The following is a 20,596-nucleotide window of genomic DNA, read 5'->3' on the forward strand; positions in this document are numbered from 1 at the left end:
ACCAATTAACTGACTTAATGAGTAAATCTATATCACCATTTACCAAAGCCCAATTATTACCACAAGAAGAGACGCTAGAGATTTTCAAAAAAAAGGGCGAACTTTTTATTGGAATACCTAAAGAAACCCATTTTCAAGAAAAACGTGTTTGTTTAACACCAGATGCCGTATCAGCATTGACAGCAAATGGTCATCGTGTACTTTTAGAGTCTGGTGCTGGTGAAGGCGCTAATTTTAAAGATAAAACTTATAGTGAAGCTGGTGCCGAAATTACCAAAGATACAGCAAAGGTGTACTCCTGTCCTATTATTTTAAAAGTAGAACCACCTTCGCTGGATGAAATTTCACTTATAAACCCTCAAACAATTTTAATTTCGGCATTGCAAATTAAAACGCAGAGCAAATCTTATTTTGAAGCTTTAGCTAAAAAGCGAATTACAGCTTTAGCTTTTGAGTATATTAAAGACGAGGATGGTGCCTATCCTGCTGTACGCTCTTTAAGTGAAATTGCAGGAACAGCTTCCATATTAATAGCTTCAGAATTACTTTCTAATGTTAATGGTGGTAATGGTCTTATGATGGGTAATATTAATGGAGTGCCACCTACAGAAGTGTTAATACTCGGTGCAGGCACTGTTGGTGAATTTGCCGCACGTTCTGCCATTGGTCTTGGTGCTAATATCAAAGTTTTTGATAGTTCCATTACAAAGTTGCGTTGTATTCAGAATAACTTAGGACGTACTATATATACGTCAACCATGCAACCTAAGAACTTGCTAAAAGCCTTAAAACGCTGTGATGTAGCTATAGGTTGTGTAAGAGGTACAAATAGATCACCTATTGTAGTTACTGAGTCTATGGTAAATCAAATGAAACAAGGCTCAGTGGTTATAGATGTTAGTATAGATATGGGAGGTTGTTTTGAAACCAGTGAGGTTACAACTCACGACCATCCTACTTTTGACCACAATGGTGTTGTTCATTATTGTGTTCCTAATATTCCTGCACGTTACTCTAGAACAGCTTCAGTTTCAATTAGTAATATATTTACTCCGTATTTGTTAGAGATTGGTGAGTATGGTGGATTAGAAAATGCACTTCGTTTTGATAGAGGTTTAAAAAATGGGTTGTATTTTTACCACGGCATTTTAACAAACAAATCTGTTTCGGAATGGTTTGGTTTAGATTATAATGATGCCAACTTATTGATTTTTTAATCTATTTTATATGAAATTTGTACAGCGCTTAGGTTACTATCTAGGAGGTTTTGCCATTGGTATAGTTATTCTTATGTTTTTTTTAAACGGAAAAGATGCATCATGTGATTATGGCCCAAATGCAAGAACTGTAAAAAATATAAGTTCAAAGCCTATAGCCTATTCAGATATAGCATCAGCTTTTATTAGTAAGCAAGATTTAGATTCTACCACTATTATCAACTTAGTTAAATACGGAAGTGTAGATTTTTCAAAAAGCAAAACAAAGTTAGATTCTTGCAAAATATACCATATTGACAATAGTTATAAAAAACGCGATATTGAGCTTACAGTACAAAATTGCGACTCCCTCTCAACAGTTTTAACTATTGACTATAAATAATTAATCCACAATTTTTTGGACGAAAATTTAGATGCTATCATATAAATTTTCATCTTTGATGTTAAATTTTTAAAAGTAATTCACAGAATATGAAAGTATTAGTTACTGGCGCAGCAGGTTTCATCGGTTTTTTTACAGCTAAAGTACTCTTGGATAAAGGGCACATAGTAGTTGGACTTGATAATATCAATGATTATTACGATGTTAACCTAAAGTATTCTAGACTAAACGAACTTGGTATTGATAGAAATGATGCCGAAGTATTTAATAAAATATGTAAAAGCGATAATGATAATTTCACTTTTGTAAGAATGAATTTGGAAGATAGAGATGCGCTTCCAAAATTATTTAAAAATGAAAATTTTGACATTGTCTGCAATCTCGCAGCACAAGCTGGTGTAAGATATAGTTTAGAAAACCCAGAAACTTATATAGACTCTAATTTAGTCGGTTTTTTAAATATCCTAGAGTGTTGCAGAAATAATTCAATTAAACATCTTGTTTATGCAAGTAGCTCTAGTGTTTATGGGTTAAATAAAAAAATACCGTTTTCTACTGATGATAATGTAGATTACCCAATAAGTCTTTATGCTGCAACAAAAAAGAGCAATGAGCTTATGGCACATACCTACAGTCATTTGTTTAATATTCCCACAACTGGCTTAAGGTTTTTTACAGTTTACGGACCTTGGGGAAGACCAGATATGGCAATGTTTTTGTTTACTGACGCCATTGTAAACAATAGACCAATCAAAGTTTTTAACCATGGTAAAATGGAACGCGATTTCACCTATGTAGATGATATTGTTGAAGGAGTTGTAAGGATAATAGAAAAGTCTACAGCAGAAAGAGTTGAAAACAAAGAACTTTACAAAGTATATAATATCGGTAATAATAATTCTGTTAAGCTACTCGATTTTATAAAAGAAATTGAGGTTAATTTAGACAAAACAGCAGAAAAAAATATGTTACCAATACAACCAGGAGATGTAGAACGAACTTGGGCTGATGTAGATCAATTAATCAAAGATTATAATTATAGTCCTAATACATCTATAAAAGAAGGTGTAAAATCATTTGTGGATTGGTACAAAAGCTATTATAAATAAGGATATGTAATATAACGATATATTGTGCTTCTTTTGACGATGTAATGAAGTTTATCGTAAAAACGGGTCGTTGATATATTAATTTAGAAAATACAGAAAACTTCTTACAAATTTGTGACTCTAAAATGAGAGTTAACCCAAGTCGAATAAACTTAAAACTATGAAAATAAATAAGATATGTTGCATTGGTGCTGGTTATGTTGGTGGACCAACAATGGCAGTAATAGCAAAGAAAAATCCCAATATACAAGTTACCATTGTTGATATTAATGAAGAGCGTATAGCCGCTTGGAATGATAAAGACGTATCAAAATTACCAATATACGAACCTGGGCTTGCAGAAATAGTAGAAGAAACAAGAGGAAAAAACCTATTCTTCTCCACTGAAATAGACAAAGCAATTAACGAATCTGAAATGATTTTTATTTCGGTAAACACACCAACCAAAACCTATGGTAAAGGAAAAGGTATGGCTGCCGATTTAAAATATGTAGAGCTTTGTGCAAGAAATATTGCCGAAGTTGCAACTACTGACAAAATAGTTGTAGAAAAATCTACATTACCAGTAAGAACTGCACAAGCTATAAAAAGCATCTTGCATAATACTGGAAGTGATGTAAAGTTCGATATACTCTCTAACCCAGAGTTTTTAGCGGAAGGTACAGCTATTCAAGATTTATTAAATCCAGATAGAGTTTTAATTGGAGGAGAATCTGAAGATGCTATTGAAAGTTTAGCTAATATTTACGGAAGTTGGGTTCCACAAGAACAAATTCTTAGAACTAATGTTTGGTCTTCAGAATTATCAAAATTAACAGCAAATGCCTTTTTAGCACAAAGAATTTCATCTATCAATGCTATTTCAGAATTGTGCGAGCATACTGAAGCTAATGTGAACGAGGTAGCTAGAGCTATTGGAATGGACTCTAGAATTGGTCCTAAATTTTTGAATGCTTCAATAGGTTTTGGTGGTTCATGTTTTCAAAAAGACATATTAAACCTAGTTTATATTGCTAGAAGTTACGGTTTAAATGTTGTTGCTGATTATTGGGAACAGGTTATAATCTTGAACGATCACCAAAAAAGACGTTTTTCTGACAACTTAATTAGCACATTATACAATACCGTTTCTGGTAAAAAAATAGCCATGTTAGGCTGGGCTTTTAAGAAAGACACTAACGATACACGTGAATCTGCAGCTATTTATGTTGCTGATCATTTATTGAGTGAACAGGCGAATATTGCTGTTTACGACCCTAAAGTACCAGCAAAAAAGGTACAAGCAGATTTAAATTACCTAGAAACACGTTCTGCTGATGAGAATAAAGACTTAGTTACATCGTATGATAGTCCTTATGAAGCTGTAAAAGATGCACATGCTATTGCTATAATGACAGAATGGGACGAGTTTAAAACCTACGATTGGGAAAAGATTTATGCCAGTATGAAAAAACCAGCATTTATTTTTGATGGTAGAAATATATTAGATAAAGCTGAAATGAATAAAATTGGTTTTGAATATTCTTCAATAGGCCAATAGCTAGTTTTAATCAATTACTATAAAAAGTAACGGCACTAAACCTCTTTTTTAGAGTGTTTTAGTGCCGTTTTCAATATAAAAACTAACTTTACTTTTACTTAATTATTAACTTTTTTGAAATTTCTTGCTTAACATCAACTAGTCTGATATAATACATACCAGGATGTAAATGACTTACATCTATTCTTCTAGTAGTAGATACACTCATGTTTTCGTTAGAAATAATTTCAGAATGAATCAACTTACCTGTAATATCATATAAATATATTCTAGAGAGTGCTGTTGAACCTGCAAGTTTTACATTAACGACATCTGATGCTGGATTAGGATATATACTAAAATCAAAATCAAGTGGCTCACCAGTACCTGGATCTACATATTCTTCACAATTAGTATCTACTATAACTTGTACAGAGTCTTCATCAAAATCCAATGAATTAAATACTGTAACTGTATATTCTGTTGTTTCTGTTGGTGACACTTGTATACTTTGGGTAGTTGCACCATTACTCCACACATATTCATCACCACCTGATGCTGTTAGTACAACCACATCTCCCAAGCAAATTTCAACATCCTCACCTGCATCTGCTTCTACTTCCGGAATTACATTTATTGTAACTTGTTTTTCATCATAACAATCACCAACATAACCTCTTACTTCATAAGTAGTCGTTTGAGATGGGCTAACAGCAATGTTAGGCTGTGTTGCTCCATTATTCCATTGGTAAGTGTTAGCACCTGTAGCAGATAATGTAACAAAATCACCAGGCATTATATCTACACTTTCACCATTAAGAATTTCTACTTCTGGATTTGGATCAACATAAACAGTTACTTCATCAGTATCTTGTTGGTTACCAGAAGTTACTGTTACCGAATAAGTAGATGTAGATAATGGACTTACAGTAATACTTTGGGTTGTTTCGCCAGTACTCCATAAATAACTATCACCTTCATTTGCAGTTAAAACAACTTCATAATTATCTTCTTCACATACACGTTCATCTGCACCAGCCGAAGCTTCAAATAATTGTTCTACAGTTACAGTAACTTGTGCTTGAGCAGAACATGTATTAGTAGTACCAATCACGGTATAAGTTGTAGTTTGTGTAGGACTTACAACAATAGAACTTGAAGTCTCACCACTACTCCACTGATAGGTGGTTGCTCCTTGAGCAACTAATGTAGTGCTTTCTCCTTCTACTATAAAAATATCATCACTTACAGTTACTACTGGTGTTTCATTAACTGTAATTGTAACACTATCCGTGTCTGTATAGCCATAAGCATCTTCAACAGTTACAGTATAGGTCGTTGTTTCAGTTGGACTTACAGTAGGATTAGCACCAGTACCACCAGTATTCCATGTATAAGCTACACCACCTGAAGCATTCAGCGTAATACTTTCACCACTACAAATGGTTGCGTCTTCACCAGCATCTGCAACGACTTCGGGAATTATGGTTACTGTAACTTGTTCTATATCTGCACAACCACCAACGGCAGTTGAAATAACTGTATATGTTGTTGTTTCTGTTGGAGTTACTTCAATAGAAGCTGCAGTTTCACCTGTGTTCCATTGGTAATTATCTCCACCACTTGCAGTTAAAATCACTGTTTCTCCTTCTAAAATTGCCACATCATCACTTACTGTGATATCTGGAGTTTCATTAACCGTTATAGTAACACTATCAGTATCAACATAACCGTAATCATCACCAACTGTAACCGTATAAGTTGTTGTTGTTACTGGACTCACTACTAATTCTGGTGTAGTAGCACCTGTATCCCAGAGGTAATTTGTTCCTCCACTAGCTGTTAAGGTAACCGTTTCCCCACTACAAATAGTAGTATCATTACCAGCATCTGCAATTACTTCTGGAATTACTGTTACCACAATATTTTCAGTAGTTGAACATCCATTAGTACTAAGAGAAGTTACTGTATAAGTTGTTGTTGCTGCAGGTGAAACTGTTATAAACGCTGAAGTTTCTCCAGTATTCCATAAATAGTTATCGCTTCCACTTGCGCCAATTGATACTGAATTCCCTTCAACAAGAACCACATCATCACTAACCGTAAGATTTGGAGCTTCACTTACAAAAACTGTAACCGTATCTGTACTAGAACAATTATTTGAAATAACTTCAACTGTGTATGTGATTTCAGATGTTGGACTCACATCAATAGTTTGAGTAGTTTCACCAGTACTCCATAGATATTCATTTCCTCCTGAAGCACTCAAAGTAATTGTTTCACCTTCACAAATGGTTTGGTCATCACCTGCTTCAGCCACAGGAATTGGGTTAACTGTCACCGTTACACTATCTTCATCTGAATTGCCTTCATTATCAAAAACAGAGACAGTATAAGAAGTTGTTACGGTAGGATTTACTACTATAGTTGCTGTAGTTTCACCATTGTCCCATAAGAAATTAGGGCCTCCAGAAGCCGTTAGTGTTGCGGTATCACCTTCACAAATACTTTGATCTGGACCAGCATTTGCGACAGGTAGCGTGCTAAAAAAGAAAGTTAAGTCAAAAGTATCGATAGCAACTACAGTACCAGCGGCACCATCTTGGCTAAAATATGTTACGGTAAATGAATAAGTACCAGCCTCAACCACATAAGGCTCAAAATCAAAATCCACATGACCTCCTGGTAATCCAGCATAAATTGGTCCACTTTCTACCCATGTACCACTTGTTGGACCTGTCCATACAACTTGAACACTTTCTACATCTGGGTTATCATCTCCGTTTTGAGGTATACTTCTAAAGTTTATTTCATTAGATTCATTTCCTAAGTTAATGTCTGCATCTCCAACAATATTCTGAATCATTATATCTGTTGTTGCATTATAAAGTTCATATGTACCATAAAATGTATCAACAACAGTAATAGTTGCGCTATCATTCAAACCTGAATCACTAGCAGTATAAGTAATAATTGCTTCACCATCACTTACAGCTGTAACTAATCCATTTTCATCAACTGTTGCTACGGACTCGTCACTACTTGTCCAAGTTCCACTATTATCAGTAGTATCCTCAGGCAATAATTCTTTAGTTAATTGAACTGATTCACCTACATCTATTGTTGCTGTTTCTGGTGTTACAGAGACGGATACCAATGGAATTACAATATTAGTTACTGTAATTACTGATTGGTCTGTAAAACCACCATCATTAGATGTAAAGGTAATTGTAGCTTCACCTTCAGCAATTGAAGTTACTAGTCCATTAGTATCTACAGTTGCTATAGTAATATCACTTGATTCCCAAACACCACTTTGGTTCGTAGTATTTACAGGAGTAAATGTTTTAGTTAACTGAAGTGTTTCAGGGACATTTAAAGTTGCTGTTTCAGGTGTAATTGATACACTTTCAGCAGGTACGTCTGGTATCTGTCCATTTGCAGTTTGATTTAAAAATTCTTCTAAATCGGTATAGCCATCACCATCAGTATCAATAACACCATCGCTACTTAAATCACCAAATTCTGCAATTTCCCAGTAATCTGGCATACCATCAATATCGCTATCCGAATATGGTGTACCATTAATTATGATAGGAAAAACATTAGTAACTTTATTTTCTGTACTTATACCTAAATCCACATCATTAACAGCTCTAGCATCTTCTGAATCCCTCAAAGGTAAGGAAGCACCAACATGGGTTCTTAAATTATCCCAAATATCAGTAGCGTCCCATAATGCAACATTCTCTGTTATTATTGGTGTGTTATTAACGGTATAACTTCTTAAATTGTCAGGAATTAAAACATCTCTATCCGCTTGTCCACCTCCATTTTGACCAATCTCCCATTGGTCGTAAGAGTCATCAGGTCTATAAGGTGTTATATTGTCTTGAACATATATCTCCATGCCATTACCATCGGTTTTAGCTCTTAACCAACGTCTGCTACTAATACCCGTATTTGCAACTGTTGGTGAAGGAATACCATTTTCTTTAGCCCAGTTTTTAATAACATTTACATAATAAATTCCAGCATCTATACTCGGGTCATTATTTGTGTAAGAAGGGCCATTTGTATAATCATAATGAAAATTATTTACATGCTCATAATAGCAATCCCAAGTAGGAGCTTCATTTATAGGTGTAGAAACAGAAGGGTTACGAGTTGCAGTACTTAACCAAGCATTTCTAAACCAGCTTATATTTGTTGGTCCTCTAGAAACTAAAAATGTTTTATTACTGCCTCCGTAAGAATTTGTAAAAATGCAATATTGAATAGAAATATTAGAACATTCTATTTGAGGTGGTCTACCTGGTTGTCCATCATAATTTGCAATATCTAAATTACCGTCTGATGACCAAGCAAAGGAACAATGATCAAATATTATATTATTACCACTATTTACCCATACATTATCAGGATTATTTCCGCTCTCGTAAGATGTAGAACGTCTAAACCTTAAATATCTTATAATAACTTCATCTGTATCTATTTCTAAAATAGGTCTATCATTAGTTTCTCTTGTTAACATTATACCACCACCTGGAGCTGTTTGCCCTGCTATAGTAATATATGGATTAGTAAGTTTAATGGTAGGTCCAGAGACCTCTATTCTACCTCCTACTTTAAAGATTACAGTTCTTGGTCCACTTGCTTCACAAGCAGCCCTAAAACTACCAGGACCACTGTCATTGAGATTTGTTACTTCAATGACTTGACCACCTCTACCACCAACTGTATATTTTCCATAGCCTTCGGCACCTGGAAAAGCGGGTATTTGAGCAAATAAATTAAGGGTTAGGCAAAAAAAGACAATACAAAGTAAGGACTTAGTTAGTTTGTTTGGGGCACTCATAACTTTTTATACGGTTTTAAAATAGTTCAGCAATATATATAAATAAAATGCGTTTTTTAGTTTAAATACTTTATAATTCGATGAAAAGTAATATTATGTAGGAAATAAACTACTTACTAATTTCGTATCGACAAAATATGGTTTATATACGGTGAAATACACGTCATAGATGTCTCAAATTCAACTTTAACATATTGAAGAAGAATAGTACAAAAAAAGGCCAGTAAAACCAGGAATATCTAATTTAATTTATTTCAATAAAAAAAATTATGAGCAGATAATATGTTGACTTTGCCTTTTAAACGGTTTTTAAAAAAATATTATTGGTTTTAAAATAAAATTCCTTTGTTTTACAAAAAACTAACTACATGTGTGGTATATATTTAACCAATATTCCTTTTGAAGAAAAAGTTGTAAAGGAAAAATTAGATTCAATTTCATTTAGAGGACCAGATTTTACAGGTATAGACAAAGTGGGTGATATAACATTGGGCCACCTACGTTTAGCTATATTGGACTTAGACCCAAGGTCTAACCAACCTATGTGTTATGAAGACCTCACTCTTGTGTTTAATGGTGAAATCTATAACTACAAAGATATAAGGAGGGAGTTAATCGATTTGGGTTATGAATTTAAAACAGAAAGCGATACAGAAGTCCTTTTAATTGGTTTTAAACACTGGGGAAAATCTGTTTTGGATAAGACCAATGGCATGTTTGCTTTTAGTATTTACAACTCTACAACTAACACACTCTTTTCTGCTAGAGATCGTATGGGTGTAAAACCATTTTATTACTATTGGAATGGTAGTGAGTTAGAGATATGTAGCCAGATTCGCCCAATGTTAAAAGGGAAAAACATCAATAAAGAAGCCATTTCTATTTTTCTGGATTGCATGTTTATACCAAGTCCTTATACCATAGCAGAAGATATTTACAAATTACCTCCTGGATGCTATATGGAGCTTGACTTCAACACCAATAAGCTCACAGTTGAAGAATATTGGAATTTAAAACACGTTAAAGTTAAGGACATCTCTTACGAAGATGCAAAGCAAGAACTTCATGAGTTATTAAAAGATGCCGTAAAAATAAGATTACAATCTGATGTACCCATTGGATCATTTTTATCCGGTGGAATAGATTCCGCATTAGTGTCCAGTATAGCTTCAAAGGTCTCACCTACGCAAATCAATACGTTTTCAATTGGTTTTGAGGATCCTAAATATGACGAAAGTAAAATTGCAGAACAGTATGCTGAAATTATAAATTCTAACCATACAACAACAATTTGCAGTCCTGATGATATTTTGGAGCTCATACCCAAACTAACAGAAGTTTACGATGAACCCTTTGCAGATAGCTCAGCTTTACCTTCACTTCTATTAAATAAAGTAACCAAACAATATGTAACGGTCGCGCTTTCTGGAGATGGTGGTGATGAAAGTTTTATTGGTTATCCTTATTTTGATTCACTTATAAAAAATAAGAAAATAATAGACATTCCTTATCCTATAAGGAAATTTTTGTCTCATCCTACACTACTAAAGTTATTTGGTATTAACTCTCACAGAGTAAGAAATGCTTTGACGACTAAAACCAGAAATGATTTTATCGAAAATATTTTTTCTAGAAAAGGTTTACTTCTTAAGAAAAAGAACCAAGATTATATGAAGCATTATCAAGGCTATAAAAAATGGTCTAATATATTTCTTCAAAAAGCAGCTGACCTCAATATAAAACTTTGGTTAGAAAATGATAGTAACGTAAAGGTTGACAGAGCCAGTATGGCCTATTCTGTAGAAGTTCGAAGTCCTTTTTTAGATTATAGAGTTATAGAATATGCAAGAACGCTTCCTATGCATTTTCGATATGAAAAAGGACGTCAGAAAAAAATATTAAGAGATCTATTAAAAGAGTATATTCCTGAAGAGGTATTTAACCAACCTAAAAGAGGATTTGCTGTACCAATTGGTAATTGGATGCGCAACGAGTTAAAAGATGAATTTCTTACAGCACTTAATGATGATTTTTTAAACAAGGTACCAAACCTTAATGTTGAAAAATTCAAAACACTTTTAGATGAACACATGAGTGGTAAGGCAAAGCATACTCCAAACATCTGGAAACTTTTTGTATTGAGTAAGTGGTATGATGAGTTTGGGTTTAATTAAAAAACACCTAGTTTTTTAACGTATAATTCACCTCAAAATCCACATTTTTATTAGGATTATACTTAATGTACTCTATAAATTCTTTTAGATTGGGATTTTCAATTGTAATGTGACCTTTAATGTTTTTTACACCATTTAATGTTCCCATACTAGATCCTCTTATAGTAAAGAAAGACGATTTTGTGTCAAACTTTACATATGTATTATTAAAAGAAAATCCACCTAACGGACCTGAGGATTTAAAGTAATCTGGCACCTCTAAATAAATAACGCTCATGTCATCTTCTTGCTGGCAAATGTTTCTAGCACTAAGGTTATTAAATGAAACATGGTATGCTTTACTCGGTTTTCTAGAATAAATTAAACCCCATTTACTACCATCTACAATAATATTATTAAACGATACTTTTCCTTTAACTGGGTTAAAAGGGTTTGAAGACACAATGATTTCTGCTTTTGGATAGCGATTAGAAATATCGTGATTCATACTCAAATAACAGTTAGTAAAATTAATACTTACAGGTTTAGATTTATCTGTTAAGTTGTCTAATCCTAAAACAATACCTGAGTGATTGTTGTTAGTAAATGAACAATGGTCAAAATTTACATTTATAATAACATCTGTTTCCTTATCTGGTTCAATATCTAAACCTGCTTCTGGCAAAGTACCTTTTGTTTTGGTAAACACTGAATTTTTTACCCAAACATCTTTGGCACTAATAATACTTATACCTTGCCTTTTGTTATTAGTAGAAATAATGCTATCAATTCTAATATTTTCGGAGTATAACATTTCCTTATAACCATCAATATAAATGCCATCACCACCAGAACTTGAGATTGTTAAGTTACTTAGTGAAACATTACTGCAACCCATAAAACTTAAACCCATCCTCCACTCACCATCAATATATTCTTCTTTGTTCATAGTAAGTAGTGCTCCATTGCCGATAATGGCTATATTTTTGCAGTCCACAAATTTCATTAAACAATCACTCGTAGATGTATAAGCACCGGGTTTTGCTCTTAAAACCACATCATTTTCAAAAATAATTGTCTTGTTTTCAAGTCCTCTAAAAGTTAATGGAGATACTAACCATTCGCTATGTTGTTTATCAATTATTATGGTATCGTTTGTTCTGATAGCCTTGTAAATAGAGGGCTTAGTATCAGTAGTATTAAAACCATAGCTAGATACTTTAACTCCTTGTCCTATTGATACATACGGAAATAAGAATAGAATTATATAAAACAGTAAGTTTTTTATTGATGTAGGGAAAACTTCATACAAAAGTTTTTTCATTGAACGCAAAATATCTACTTTTAGTCGCATTAATTGGTTTTAGACGTAAAATAATGTTTTTAATCAAAAAAAATGCTTGTTATGCATTGGTTTTTTAATCTTTGCGATTACCAAATTTACTAGATTTATCGTTATTTATGACCTATGGAATTAAAAGAATATTAGAATCTTAGAGCTTTTAAAAAAGTTTTTAATAAGAATAAATATTCTAAAAGTGCTTTCGATTATTGTGATTTAAACCCAATCTTAATGTCTTATTTTGCTGTTAAGATTACTCATACGAAAACCAACAATTTCCTAAAAATTAATTACCGGTATTTTCTAGAAATTTAAGCTTAACTGTATTAATATGTAATTTAATATCAGTCATTTATAATGGTATTATTTAAAAATTAAGAATGAGTATAAGTTTATTTAGTTAAGTAAAATTTATATTCTTGTATAAGTATAATGTTATTTAAAGCAAATCACTAATAAATGTCTAGAGTAAGTAAATCTTTAAAAAACGCGAAAGTTGGTGTATTCTTCTTTGTTGCAACCATATTCGTTCAGTTTTACTCTAGAGAACTATTCTTAAACTATCTAGGAGATGAGTTTATTGGTCTAGAAACTACACTACGAAGTGTACTCGGATTTCTAAACCTTGCTGAACTTGGTATTGGTACAGCAATTGGTTTCACGCTATACAAACCTATTTTTGATGAGAACCATAACGAAATCAATAAAATTATTGCTCTTCTAGGAGTTTTATATAAGCGCATAGGCTATTTTATAATTGGTGTTGGCGTTGTGGTATCTCTGTTTTTTCCTTTAATATTTGGGGAAACCGCATTTTCATTGACATTGGTTTATTTTGTGTTCTACACATTACTATCCTCTACGTTACTAAGTTATTTTGCTAACTATCATCAAAGTTTACTTGGTGCTGATCAAAAAGGTTATATCATTCAAGGGTATTTTCAGACACTAAATATTATTAGAGTTATTCTACAAGCCTTTGTAGCAGTATATCTTAAGGATTTTTATATCTATATTGTTCTAGAACTGGTTTTTAGTATTATCTACAGTATTGTCGTAAGACAGAAAATAAAAAAGGAATATCCATGGCTTATTATTAATTCTACCCAAAAAGCTGAAATCATAAAAGAATACCCAGATATCATTAAAAAAATTAAACAGGTTTTTGTACATAAAATGGGATCTTTTGTAAAAAATGGAACAGATAACATCCTTGTATTTGCTTTGGTAAATGTGCAAAGTGTTGCCTTTTTTGGCAATTATCAACTCATCCTTACAAAACTAAGTGGTTTAGTAAAAATGGCCTTTGCAGGTACAGGATCTGCAGTTGGGAATTTAATTGCCGAAGATGATCAGGAAAACATTAAAAAGGTATTTTGGGAACTAATGGCTATTCAATTTTTTATTGCTGGTTTCTTTAGCTTGATTTTATACTTTACAATGGAACCGTTTATATTGCTATGGTTAGGAGAAAAATACATACTTGCTAAAACAACTTTGATATTGTTAATAGCTAACTTTTTTATCTTTCAGATTAGTTCAACGGTAGAACGTTTTAAAAATGCATACGGACTTTATCAAGACACTTGGGCAGCAGCAACCGAAGCCATATTAAATTTAGCCATATCCTTAATTTGCGGAAGTATTTGGGGAATTGATGGTATTATTTTAGGTACACTAGTGAGTCTAATTTTAATGGTGGTAATTTGGAAACCTTATTACCTTTATGCTAAAGGCTTTAACAAAAGTGTATGGCTGTATTGGAAAGGTGTGTTACCACTAGCTATAGTGTTTTGTGTATCAGCTTTAATTGTAAATTTCAGCGCCAACTATTTCCCTTATGATAGAGAGGCTTCAAATTTTCTGGATTGGATAATTTATGCTTTAATCATTACAAGTTTAGTTACTGTCACATACGGAACACTAATGTTTGTATTCGTTAAAGGGTTTAAAACTTTTGTTTTTAGAATGAAAGATTTAATAGTAAAAAAACTAATTAGAAAAACCTAATCTCTTGGCAAATAAAAAGAAAATAGGATTTGTTATCGGTACGCTTTCTTCTGGAGGTGCAGAACGCGTTATATCGACGTTGAGCAATGAACTTATCGAAAGATTTGATATAACTATAATTACATTTACCAAGTCAACACCATTTTACACGCTTGATGACAGGATAAAAGTTATTTCCTGCATGGAAAAAGCAGACAAACCTAAGTCTGCCTTAGACTCACTGAAGTTAAATTACACCTTAGTGAAACGTATTTCTAGAATATCTAAACAAGAAAAGATAGACATACTTATTGGCTTTATAACTTCTGCCAATGTTTTGACTGTAATTGCTTCAAAATTAAACCGTATTCCTTCTATTATAAGCGAACGAAACAACCCTTTAGTAGAAGACGTACCAAAATTATGGGAAATACTAAGAAAATACACATATCCAAAAACCGATACATTAGTACTTCAAACTAAAGGCATCAAAAAGCTCTACGAGAAAAAAATAAGACCTCACAAAATCACTATATTGCCAAATCCAATTTCAGCGGATTTATCAAATTTAAGAACAGATAATACAAAAGAAGAAAATATAATTTTATCTGTAGGCAGATTGGATAAAAACAAATGTCATGACGAATTGATTACGGCTTTCAATACTATAAACCCAAAAGGTTGGAAAGTAAAGATTATTGGTGATGGCAATAAAAAGCAAGAGCTAACAGCTCTTATAGAAAAGTATAATCTAACAGACAGAATAGAGATTATTTCAAAAGTTAAAGATATAGACAAATACTATAATGAAGCTTCTATTTTTGTGTTTACATCAAAAACCGAAGGGTTTCCAAATGCACTTATGGAAGCAATGCATTTTGGTTTGCCATGTATTTCGACGGATTGCAATTTTGGACCATCGGATTTAATACTCAATGGCGAAAATGGGTTCTTGATTCCTGTAAATGATCAGGAAGAGCTAACCAAAAAGCTATCACAATTAATTGATGATAAGGCTTTACAGAAAAAGTTTTCAGAAAATGCAAAGCGCACCACTGAAAATTATATGAGTAAAAACGTAGTAGCGCAATGGGAAGCTATAATCAACTCTCATATTTAAAGTATCAACTGAATAAAGAATGAAAATAATAAAGTACATAACCTTAGCACTTGTATTACTTAACCTACCATCTATAGGGCTTTTTGCTTATGGAGGTGGTGTTGGAGCAATGCTAAGTTATGCTACAATTCTTATGCTGGTGATTTACTACGCTTTGGAAAAGAAAACAACACCAAATTGGTGGATTTTTGTCATCGCCATGTTGTACTTTATCATTGGTAGTCTGCAGTATTATGGAGCTCCCATGGTGTTTATGATGGAGCTGATTAAGTATTTCATTTTTGTAATAGCTGGATATGAATTGGCGAAAAATGTTAGCACTTTAGAATTATTTGTATTCTTTTTAATAGGAGCATTAAGCGTTGGTGTTGAAGCCATGTCCTTTACCAATGATTATGGTCGCTATGCTGGTTTTTATCTGAATGCTAACGTTGCTGGATTTATTTGTATCTATGGCTATTCAACCATATATGGACTAAAAAGTGGTACATTAAAGCTATTAGGACAATTTGTATTTACTTTAATGGGATTACTTACATTCTCTAGAACATTTATTGTAATCTGGTTGTTGCTTAATGTTATTTCATTAAAAGTTAGTATTAAGAATATCAGGATTTTCGGAATTGCCTTTTTAATTTTTTCCACGCTTTTACTTATTGACCAGGTTGTAGGACTTAACAATCCACGATTTGAACAGCTAAAAAATATTGTTAGTGATGATAAAAAAGTGTCTAGTGAAGAAATAAGTGAAGACTCAAGAACAGAAACTTGGGCTAAGTTTTATGATCAAATTTTTGAAGCACCAATAATTGGTAATGGTTATGGTACTTTTTCAGGTAAAACTAATGCTATGGGTGTTCATAACACATACTTAATGATTATTGGCGAAGCTGGCATCTTACCATTTTTCTTGTTTTTAATTTATATGGCACGTCTCTTTTTTAAGAGTTTTATGCATTTTAAAGCCGCACCATATCTCGTAATGCAGACCATATCGTTGGCTGTGTTTTTATTGGCAAATCATAACTTTTTTACTTTTTACTATATGACTTTTGCGGCAATGTGGATACAGTATCAATTGTATAAACTGGACAACCCAGAAGACAAAAAAGAAGAGAAAGAAGAAAAACTATTAGAAGTATGATAAGTTCTAAAGCAGATTATATTGATCATATTAATCAAGACAAAAAAGCACTTGGTATAAAATCCAATGGTATTGGTGGTAAAATTATGGACTACCTCTCGCCTAATTATATTTGGAAGTTTCAAAAAACCATGCGCAAACTAGAATACTATAGTAATTGTAAAAACAAGGGTGTTACTAAGTTATACGTTGCTTACTTAAAATATAAGTTTAAGAAAATCTCAGTAAAATTAGGCTTTTCAATACCTATAAATGTATTTGGTCCAGGTTTGTCAATTGTACACTATGGTACCATAGTTATTAATAGAAACACAAAAATTGGACGTAATTGTAGAATGCATGCATGTGTTAATATTGGCGCATCTGGTGGTGAAAAAGGTGCTCCTCAAATTGGTGATAATGTTTATATAGCTCCTGGAGCAAAAATCTATGGAGATATTAAAATTGCAAGTAATATTGCTATTGGCGCAAATGCAGTTGTCAACAAATCCTGTGAGCAAGAGAATGTAGCACTTGCAGGTGTACCAGCTAAACCTATTGGCAATGTTGATATCAAAAAAATAATTAAACATATTTAACTAGAATACAAGTAAAAATGTCCACAGATCTACGTAAAAAAGGCTTAAGAAAAACAGTGTCCAAAATCTATGGTTCGGACCTAGGTTACTATGCTGTACGACCAATTTATAAAGTTTATGAGGTTATACTCAAAATGATACCTAGTGATGTTTTGGTAAAGAACAGCTTTAAAAAACACATGGGCTATCCTCTGGATTTAAAAAATCCACAAACCTTAAATGAAAAAATTAACTGGCTTAAGGTTTATCATAGAAAAGATATACATACCACCATTGCTGACAAGTACAAAGTAAGAGAATATATAAAGGAAAAAATTGGTGAAGACTATTTAATTCCACTACTCTACCACACTAAAAATCCAAATGACATTACGCCAGAAAACATGCCAGATGTAGATCATATTATAAAATGTAATCACGACAGTTCTGGAGGTATTGTAGTAAAAGATAAATCTGAAATAGATTGGGAAAAAGCCAGAAAACGATTCAAAAGACTCTTAAAGCAGAATCATTATTACGCAACAAGAGAGTGGCAATATAAAAATATTGAACCTAGAATTGTGGTAGAAAAACTATTAACCACTGAAGATGGCAACCTGCCTGATGATTATAAAATTCACTGTTTTAATGGTAAGGTACAATTCTTTGGAGTTGATGTTGATAGACACTTACCTACTCGTGGTAGAAACTTATATGATGCTAATTGGAATTTATTACCATGTAATTGGGGAAGACCAAACGGAAGAGATTTACCAAGACCAGAAAACTTAGAAGAAATGATTGCTCTTGCCGAAAAACTTGCAGAGGATTTTGTATATCTAAGAGTCGATTTTTATTCAGTAAAAGGCAAAACCTATTTTGGTGAGTTAACACTGCATCAATCCTCTGGTTTTAGAAAATTCTGGCAACACGAATGTGATGAAAAATTTGGTAAAATGCTTAACATAGAGCATTTAATTAATAATACATTAACACAGGATTAATATATAGCAGTTATAGAGTTCAACATAAGACTATTAATTAATAAAACAGTAATAGAGGCTTAATATCTATACCAACTATTTTGTTGTATTTACAATACAATAATAATGGTAGTAGATATGAAAAATTTAAGACAAATGATTTCTGAAACTTATAGAGAAACAGAACTAGGCTATTATATGTTAAAACCATTTTACGGTCTTTACGAGCACGGTCTAAAACTTGTTCCTGATGAGTTTATTGTAAAAAGAAGCTTCAAAAAACATATGGGATATTCAATTAATTTAGATAACCCATTAACTTTAAATGAAAAGATAAATTGGCTCAAATTGTATGAAAGAAAGGCACTTCAAACAAAAGTAGCAGACAAATACAATGTTAGAGATTATATTAAAAAAACCATTGGCGACAAATACCTAATCCCTTTATTATTTCATACAAAAAACCCTAAAGAAATAAGAAAAAACAGTTTACCTAATACAGAGTTTATTATAAAAACAAATCATGATAGCTCTGGTGGTATAATCGTTAGAGATAAGTCTAACGTAAAATGGAAAAAGGTAAGAAAGAAGTTAAAACGTTTAATGAAACAAAACTATTATTATTCTACACGAGAGTGGCAATATAAAAATATTGAACCAAGAATTATAGTAGAAAAACTATTAACTTATAATGATGGTAGCATACCAGATGATTTTAAGTTGCATTGCTTTAATGGCAAAGTTGCTTTTGTCATGGTAGATATTGGTAGGCATACGGATGAAAGATGTCGAAACCTGTATGATAAAGATTGGAACTTATTACCCTGTAATTGGGGCAGGCCAAATGGCGATGATATAGTAAGGCCATCAAACCTTGAAGAAATGATAATGCTTGCAGAAAAAATTGCAAGAGATTTTACATATGTTAGAGTAGATTTTTATTCTGTTGAAGGAAATACGTATTTTGGAGAATTGACATTTCACCATGCCTCAGGGTTTCAAAAGTTTTTTCAAGAAGAATGGGATTACAGATTTGGAAGTCAATTAAAAATTCCTACTGCTTATGGATAACAAAACAAAAGTATTTTTTATTCTACCAACACTTTTTGCAGGTGGTGCAGAAAGGGTTATCACCTTTGTTTCAAAAAACTTAGATAAAACTAAATTTGATGTAACACTTATAGTCATTGGCTTTGAAAAAGACAACAAGTATGATGTTTCTGGCTTAACCGTTGTTTATCTAAATAAACCACGTGTGCTATCTGGTGTTACAGGTATCATTAAATTATTGGTAAAGCACAAACCTCAGGTTGTAGTGAGTTCAATTTCTCACTTAAACATTATGATGGGTTTAATTTCTAAACTATTTCCAAAAATTAAGTTCATTGGAAGACACGCTACAATAACCAATGTAGCACAGAAGTACAAAAAGCCTAAGAAAAAATCTTTAATTTCATCGTTAATCAATTTAGACCAAATTGGTATTAAAAGTCTGGATTATATCATTTGTCAATCGTCTGATATGAAGAATGATTTTCTAAAAATATATAACATTGACGAAAACCGAATAAAGATTATCCACAACCCAGTAACTCAAATAGATGTTTTAAAACCAAGCGTAAATAAAACCAATGGTGTTAAACGATTTATTACCGTTGGAAGAATGACCAAGGTTAAAGGACAAGCCAGACTTTTGGACATCCTAAGCAGACTTACCATACCTTTTCAGTTTACAATTATTGGAGATGGAAGAAACAAAGAAGATGTATTAAACAAAATTGAAGAACTTCAACTCGGTGATAAAATAACTCATATAGAACATTCTGATGATGTGTTTAGTCACTTAATTGAGCACGACATGTTTTTGCAAGGATCATATTCTGAAGGTTTTCCAAATGCATTATTAGAAAGCTGTACTGTTGGTGTGCCTGTAGTTGCTTTTAACGCACCAGGTGGCACAAAAGAAATTGTAACCAATGGTGTTAATGGCTTTTTAGTGGAAAATGAAGACGAGTTTTTAGAAAAGCTTCAAGACGATAGAGATTGGGACCCAAAAGCAATCAGCTCATATGTAAACAAAAAGTTTAATAAAGAAAAAATCATCGGAGATTATGAGCAACTCTTTATAGATGCTATTGGTGGTTAAATCTAAAATATTTAATCTCAACCACATATTTAGAGGTATTTGAGCTATTAAACATAAAAAACGCTCAACAAATCGAA

At 32.5% G+C, this 20,596-nt stretch carries 14 protein-coding genes; 12 read left to right on the top strand and 2 right to left on the bottom strand.

The window, feature by feature from the left end; genetic code table 11:
• The first annotated feature begins 17 nt into the window (after positions 1–17).
• The 4 genes from ACFFGA_RS14120 (at position 18) to ACFFGA_RS14135 (ending at position 4,248) form a co-directional block, all read left to right on the top strand.
• Positions 18–1,217 carry an alanine dehydrogenase gene (locus ACFFGA_RS14120; RefSeq protein WP_386064975.1) on the top strand — a complete coding sequence of 400 codons (1,200 nt, stop codon included), beginning with the start codon at positions 18–20 and terminating at the stop codon, positions 1,215–1,217.
• Between the two features lie 10 nt (positions 1,218–1,227).
• Positions 1,228–1,599, top strand: a complete 372-nt coding sequence (locus ACFFGA_RS14125; protein ID WP_386064976.1) for a hypothetical protein — start codon at positions 1,228–1,230, stop codon at positions 1,597–1,599.
• 89 nt (positions 1,600–1,688) lie between these two features.
• A complete protein-coding gene (locus ACFFGA_RS14130; RefSeq protein ID WP_386064977.1) occupies positions 1,689–2,708 on the top strand; it encodes an NAD-dependent epimerase in 1,020 nt (339 codons plus the stop codon).
• A gap of 160 nt (positions 2,709–2,868) precedes the next feature.
• Complete coding sequence (locus ACFFGA_RS14135) at positions 2,869–4,248, top strand: nucleotide sugar dehydrogenase (RefSeq protein ID WP_386064978.1); 1,380 nt, start codon at positions 2,869–2,871, stop codon at positions 4,246–4,248.
• A gap of 94 nt (positions 4,249–4,342) precedes the next feature.
• Here the strand turns inward: ACFFGA_RS14135 and ACFFGA_RS14140 are convergent, their stop codons facing one another.
• Positions 4,343–9,085 (bottom strand): T9SS type A sorting domain-containing protein, encoded by a 4,743-nt coding sequence (locus ACFFGA_RS14140; RefSeq protein ID WP_386064979.1) that lies wholly within the window; start codon positions 9,083–9,085, stop codon positions 4,343–4,345.
• Positions 9,086–9,453: 368 nt separating this feature from the next.
• On the opposite strand from ACFFGA_RS14140, the gene asnB reads away from it, so the two are divergent.
• The gene (gene asnB / locus ACFFGA_RS14145) at positions 9,454–11,259 is read left to right on the top strand and encodes an asparagine synthase (glutamine-hydrolyzing) (protein ID WP_386064980.1); all 1,806 of its coding nucleotides are present in this window, start codon (positions 9,454–9,456) and stop codon (positions 11,257–11,259) included.
• A gap of 7 nt (positions 11,260–11,266) precedes the next feature.
• On the opposite strand, the gene ACFFGA_RS14150 is transcribed toward asnB, so the two are convergent.
• Entirely contained in the window at positions 11,267–12,592 is a 1,326-nt protein-coding gene (locus tag ACFFGA_RS14150; RefSeq protein ID WP_386064981.1) for a right-handed parallel beta-helix repeat-containing protein, read from the bottom strand.
• A 447-nt stretch (positions 12,593–13,039) separates the two neighbouring features.
• Between ACFFGA_RS14150 and ACFFGA_RS14155 the strand changes: the two genes are divergently transcribed.
• The 7 genes from ACFFGA_RS14155 to ACFFGA_RS14185 all read left to right on the top strand — a co-directional run bounded on the left by ACFFGA_RS14155 (position 13,040) and on the right by ACFFGA_RS14185 (position 20,519).
• Positions 13,040–14,590, top strand: coding sequence for a lipopolysaccharide biosynthesis protein (locus ACFFGA_RS14155; RefSeq protein ID WP_386064982.1), 1,551 nt, complete (start codon positions 13,040–13,042; stop codon positions 14,588–14,590).
• A gap of 4 nt (positions 14,591–14,594) precedes the next feature.
• Positions 14,595–15,689: a glycosyltransferase family 4 protein gene (locus ACFFGA_RS14160; RefSeq protein WP_386064983.1), complete on the top strand. Its 1,095-nt coding sequence runs from the start codon at positions 14,595–14,597 to the stop codon at positions 15,687–15,689.
• 19 nt (positions 15,690–15,708) lie between these two features.
• The gene (locus ACFFGA_RS14165; protein WP_386064984.1) at positions 15,709–16,833 is read left to right on the top strand and encodes an O-antigen ligase family protein; all 1,125 of its coding nucleotides are present in this window, start codon (positions 15,709–15,711) and stop codon (positions 16,831–16,833) included.
• Complete coding sequence (locus tag ACFFGA_RS14170; protein ID WP_386064985.1) at positions 16,830–17,411, top strand: serine O-acetyltransferase; 582 nt, start codon at positions 16,830–16,832, stop codon at positions 17,409–17,411. Before ACFFGA_RS14165 ends, ACFFGA_RS14170 begins: the two co-directional genes overlap by 4 nt.
• Positions 17,412–17,428: 17 nt before the next feature.
• The gene (locus tag ACFFGA_RS14175) at positions 17,429–18,394 is read left to right on the top strand and encodes an ATP-grasp fold amidoligase family protein (protein WP_386064986.1); all 966 of its coding nucleotides are present in this window, start codon (positions 17,429–17,431) and stop codon (positions 18,392–18,394) included.
• Between the two features lie 117 nt (positions 18,395–18,511).
• Positions 18,512–19,444, top strand: a complete 933-nt coding sequence (locus ACFFGA_RS14180; RefSeq protein ID WP_386064987.1) for an ATP-grasp fold amidoligase family protein — start codon at positions 18,512–18,514, stop codon at positions 19,442–19,444.
• Positions 19,437–20,519 carry a glycosyltransferase gene (locus ACFFGA_RS14185; protein WP_386064988.1) on the top strand — a complete coding sequence of 361 codons (1,083 nt, stop codon included), beginning with the start codon at positions 19,437–19,439 and terminating at the stop codon, positions 20,517–20,519. Before ACFFGA_RS14180 ends, ACFFGA_RS14185 begins: the two co-directional genes overlap by 8 nt.
• Positions 20,520–20,596 lie beyond the last annotated feature (77 nt).

This window comes from Winogradskyella pulchriflava (assembly GCF_042434315.1).
GTDB classification, from domain to species: domain Bacteria; phylum Bacteroidota; class Bacteroidia; order Flavobacteriales; family Flavobacteriaceae; genus Winogradskyella; species Winogradskyella pulchriflava.

Bases quoted from the DNA above. Each gene is read 5' to 3' on its own strand.
- ACFFGA_RS14130 (WP_386064977.1), top strand. From the start codon at position 1,689: ATGAAAGTATTAGTTACTGGCGCAGCAGGTTTCATCGGTTTTTTTACA.
- ACFFGA_RS14170 (WP_386064985.1), top strand. From the start codon at position 16,830: ATGATAAGTTCTAAAGCAGATTATATTGATCATATTAATCAAGACAAA.
- ACFFGA_RS14125 (WP_386064976.1), top strand. From the start codon at position 1,228: ATGAAATTTGTACAGCGCTTAGGTTACTATCTAGGAGGTTTTGCCATT.
- ACFFGA_RS14150 (WP_386064981.1), bottom strand. From the start codon at position 12,592: ATGCGACTAAAAGTAGATATTTTGCGTTCAATGAAAAAACTTTTGTAT.
- ACFFGA_RS14175 (WP_386064986.1), top strand. From the start codon at position 17,429: ATGTCCACAGATCTACGTAAAAAAGGCTTAAGAAAAACAGTGTCCAAA.
- ACFFGA_RS14185 (WP_386064988.1), top strand. From the start codon at position 19,437: ATGGATAACAAAACAAAAGTATTTTTTATTCTACCAACACTTTTTGCA.
- ACFFGA_RS14180 (WP_386064987.1), top strand. From the start codon at position 18,512: ATGAAAAATTTAAGACAAATGATTTCTGAAACTTATAGAGAAACAGAA.
- ACFFGA_RS14135 (WP_386064978.1), top strand. From the start codon at position 2,869: ATGAAAATAAATAAGATATGTTGCATTGGTGCTGGTTATGTTGGTGGA.
- asnB (WP_386064980.1), top strand. From the start codon at position 9,454: ATGTGTGGTATATATTTAACCAATATTCCTTTTGAAGAAAAAGTTGTA.
- ACFFGA_RS14155 (WP_386064982.1), top strand. From the start codon at position 13,040: ATGTCTAGAGTAAGTAAATCTTTAAAAAACGCGAAAGTTGGTGTATTC.
- ACFFGA_RS14120 (WP_386064975.1), top strand. From the start codon at position 18: ATGAGTAAATCTATATCACCATTTACCAAAGCCCAATTATTACCACAA.
- ACFFGA_RS14165 (WP_386064984.1), top strand. From the start codon at position 15,709: ATGAAAATAATAAAGTACATAACCTTAGCACTTGTATTACTTAACCTA.
- ACFFGA_RS14140 (WP_386064979.1), bottom strand. From the start codon at position 9,085: ATGAGTGCCCCAAACAAACTAACTAAGTCCTTACTTTGTATTGTCTTT.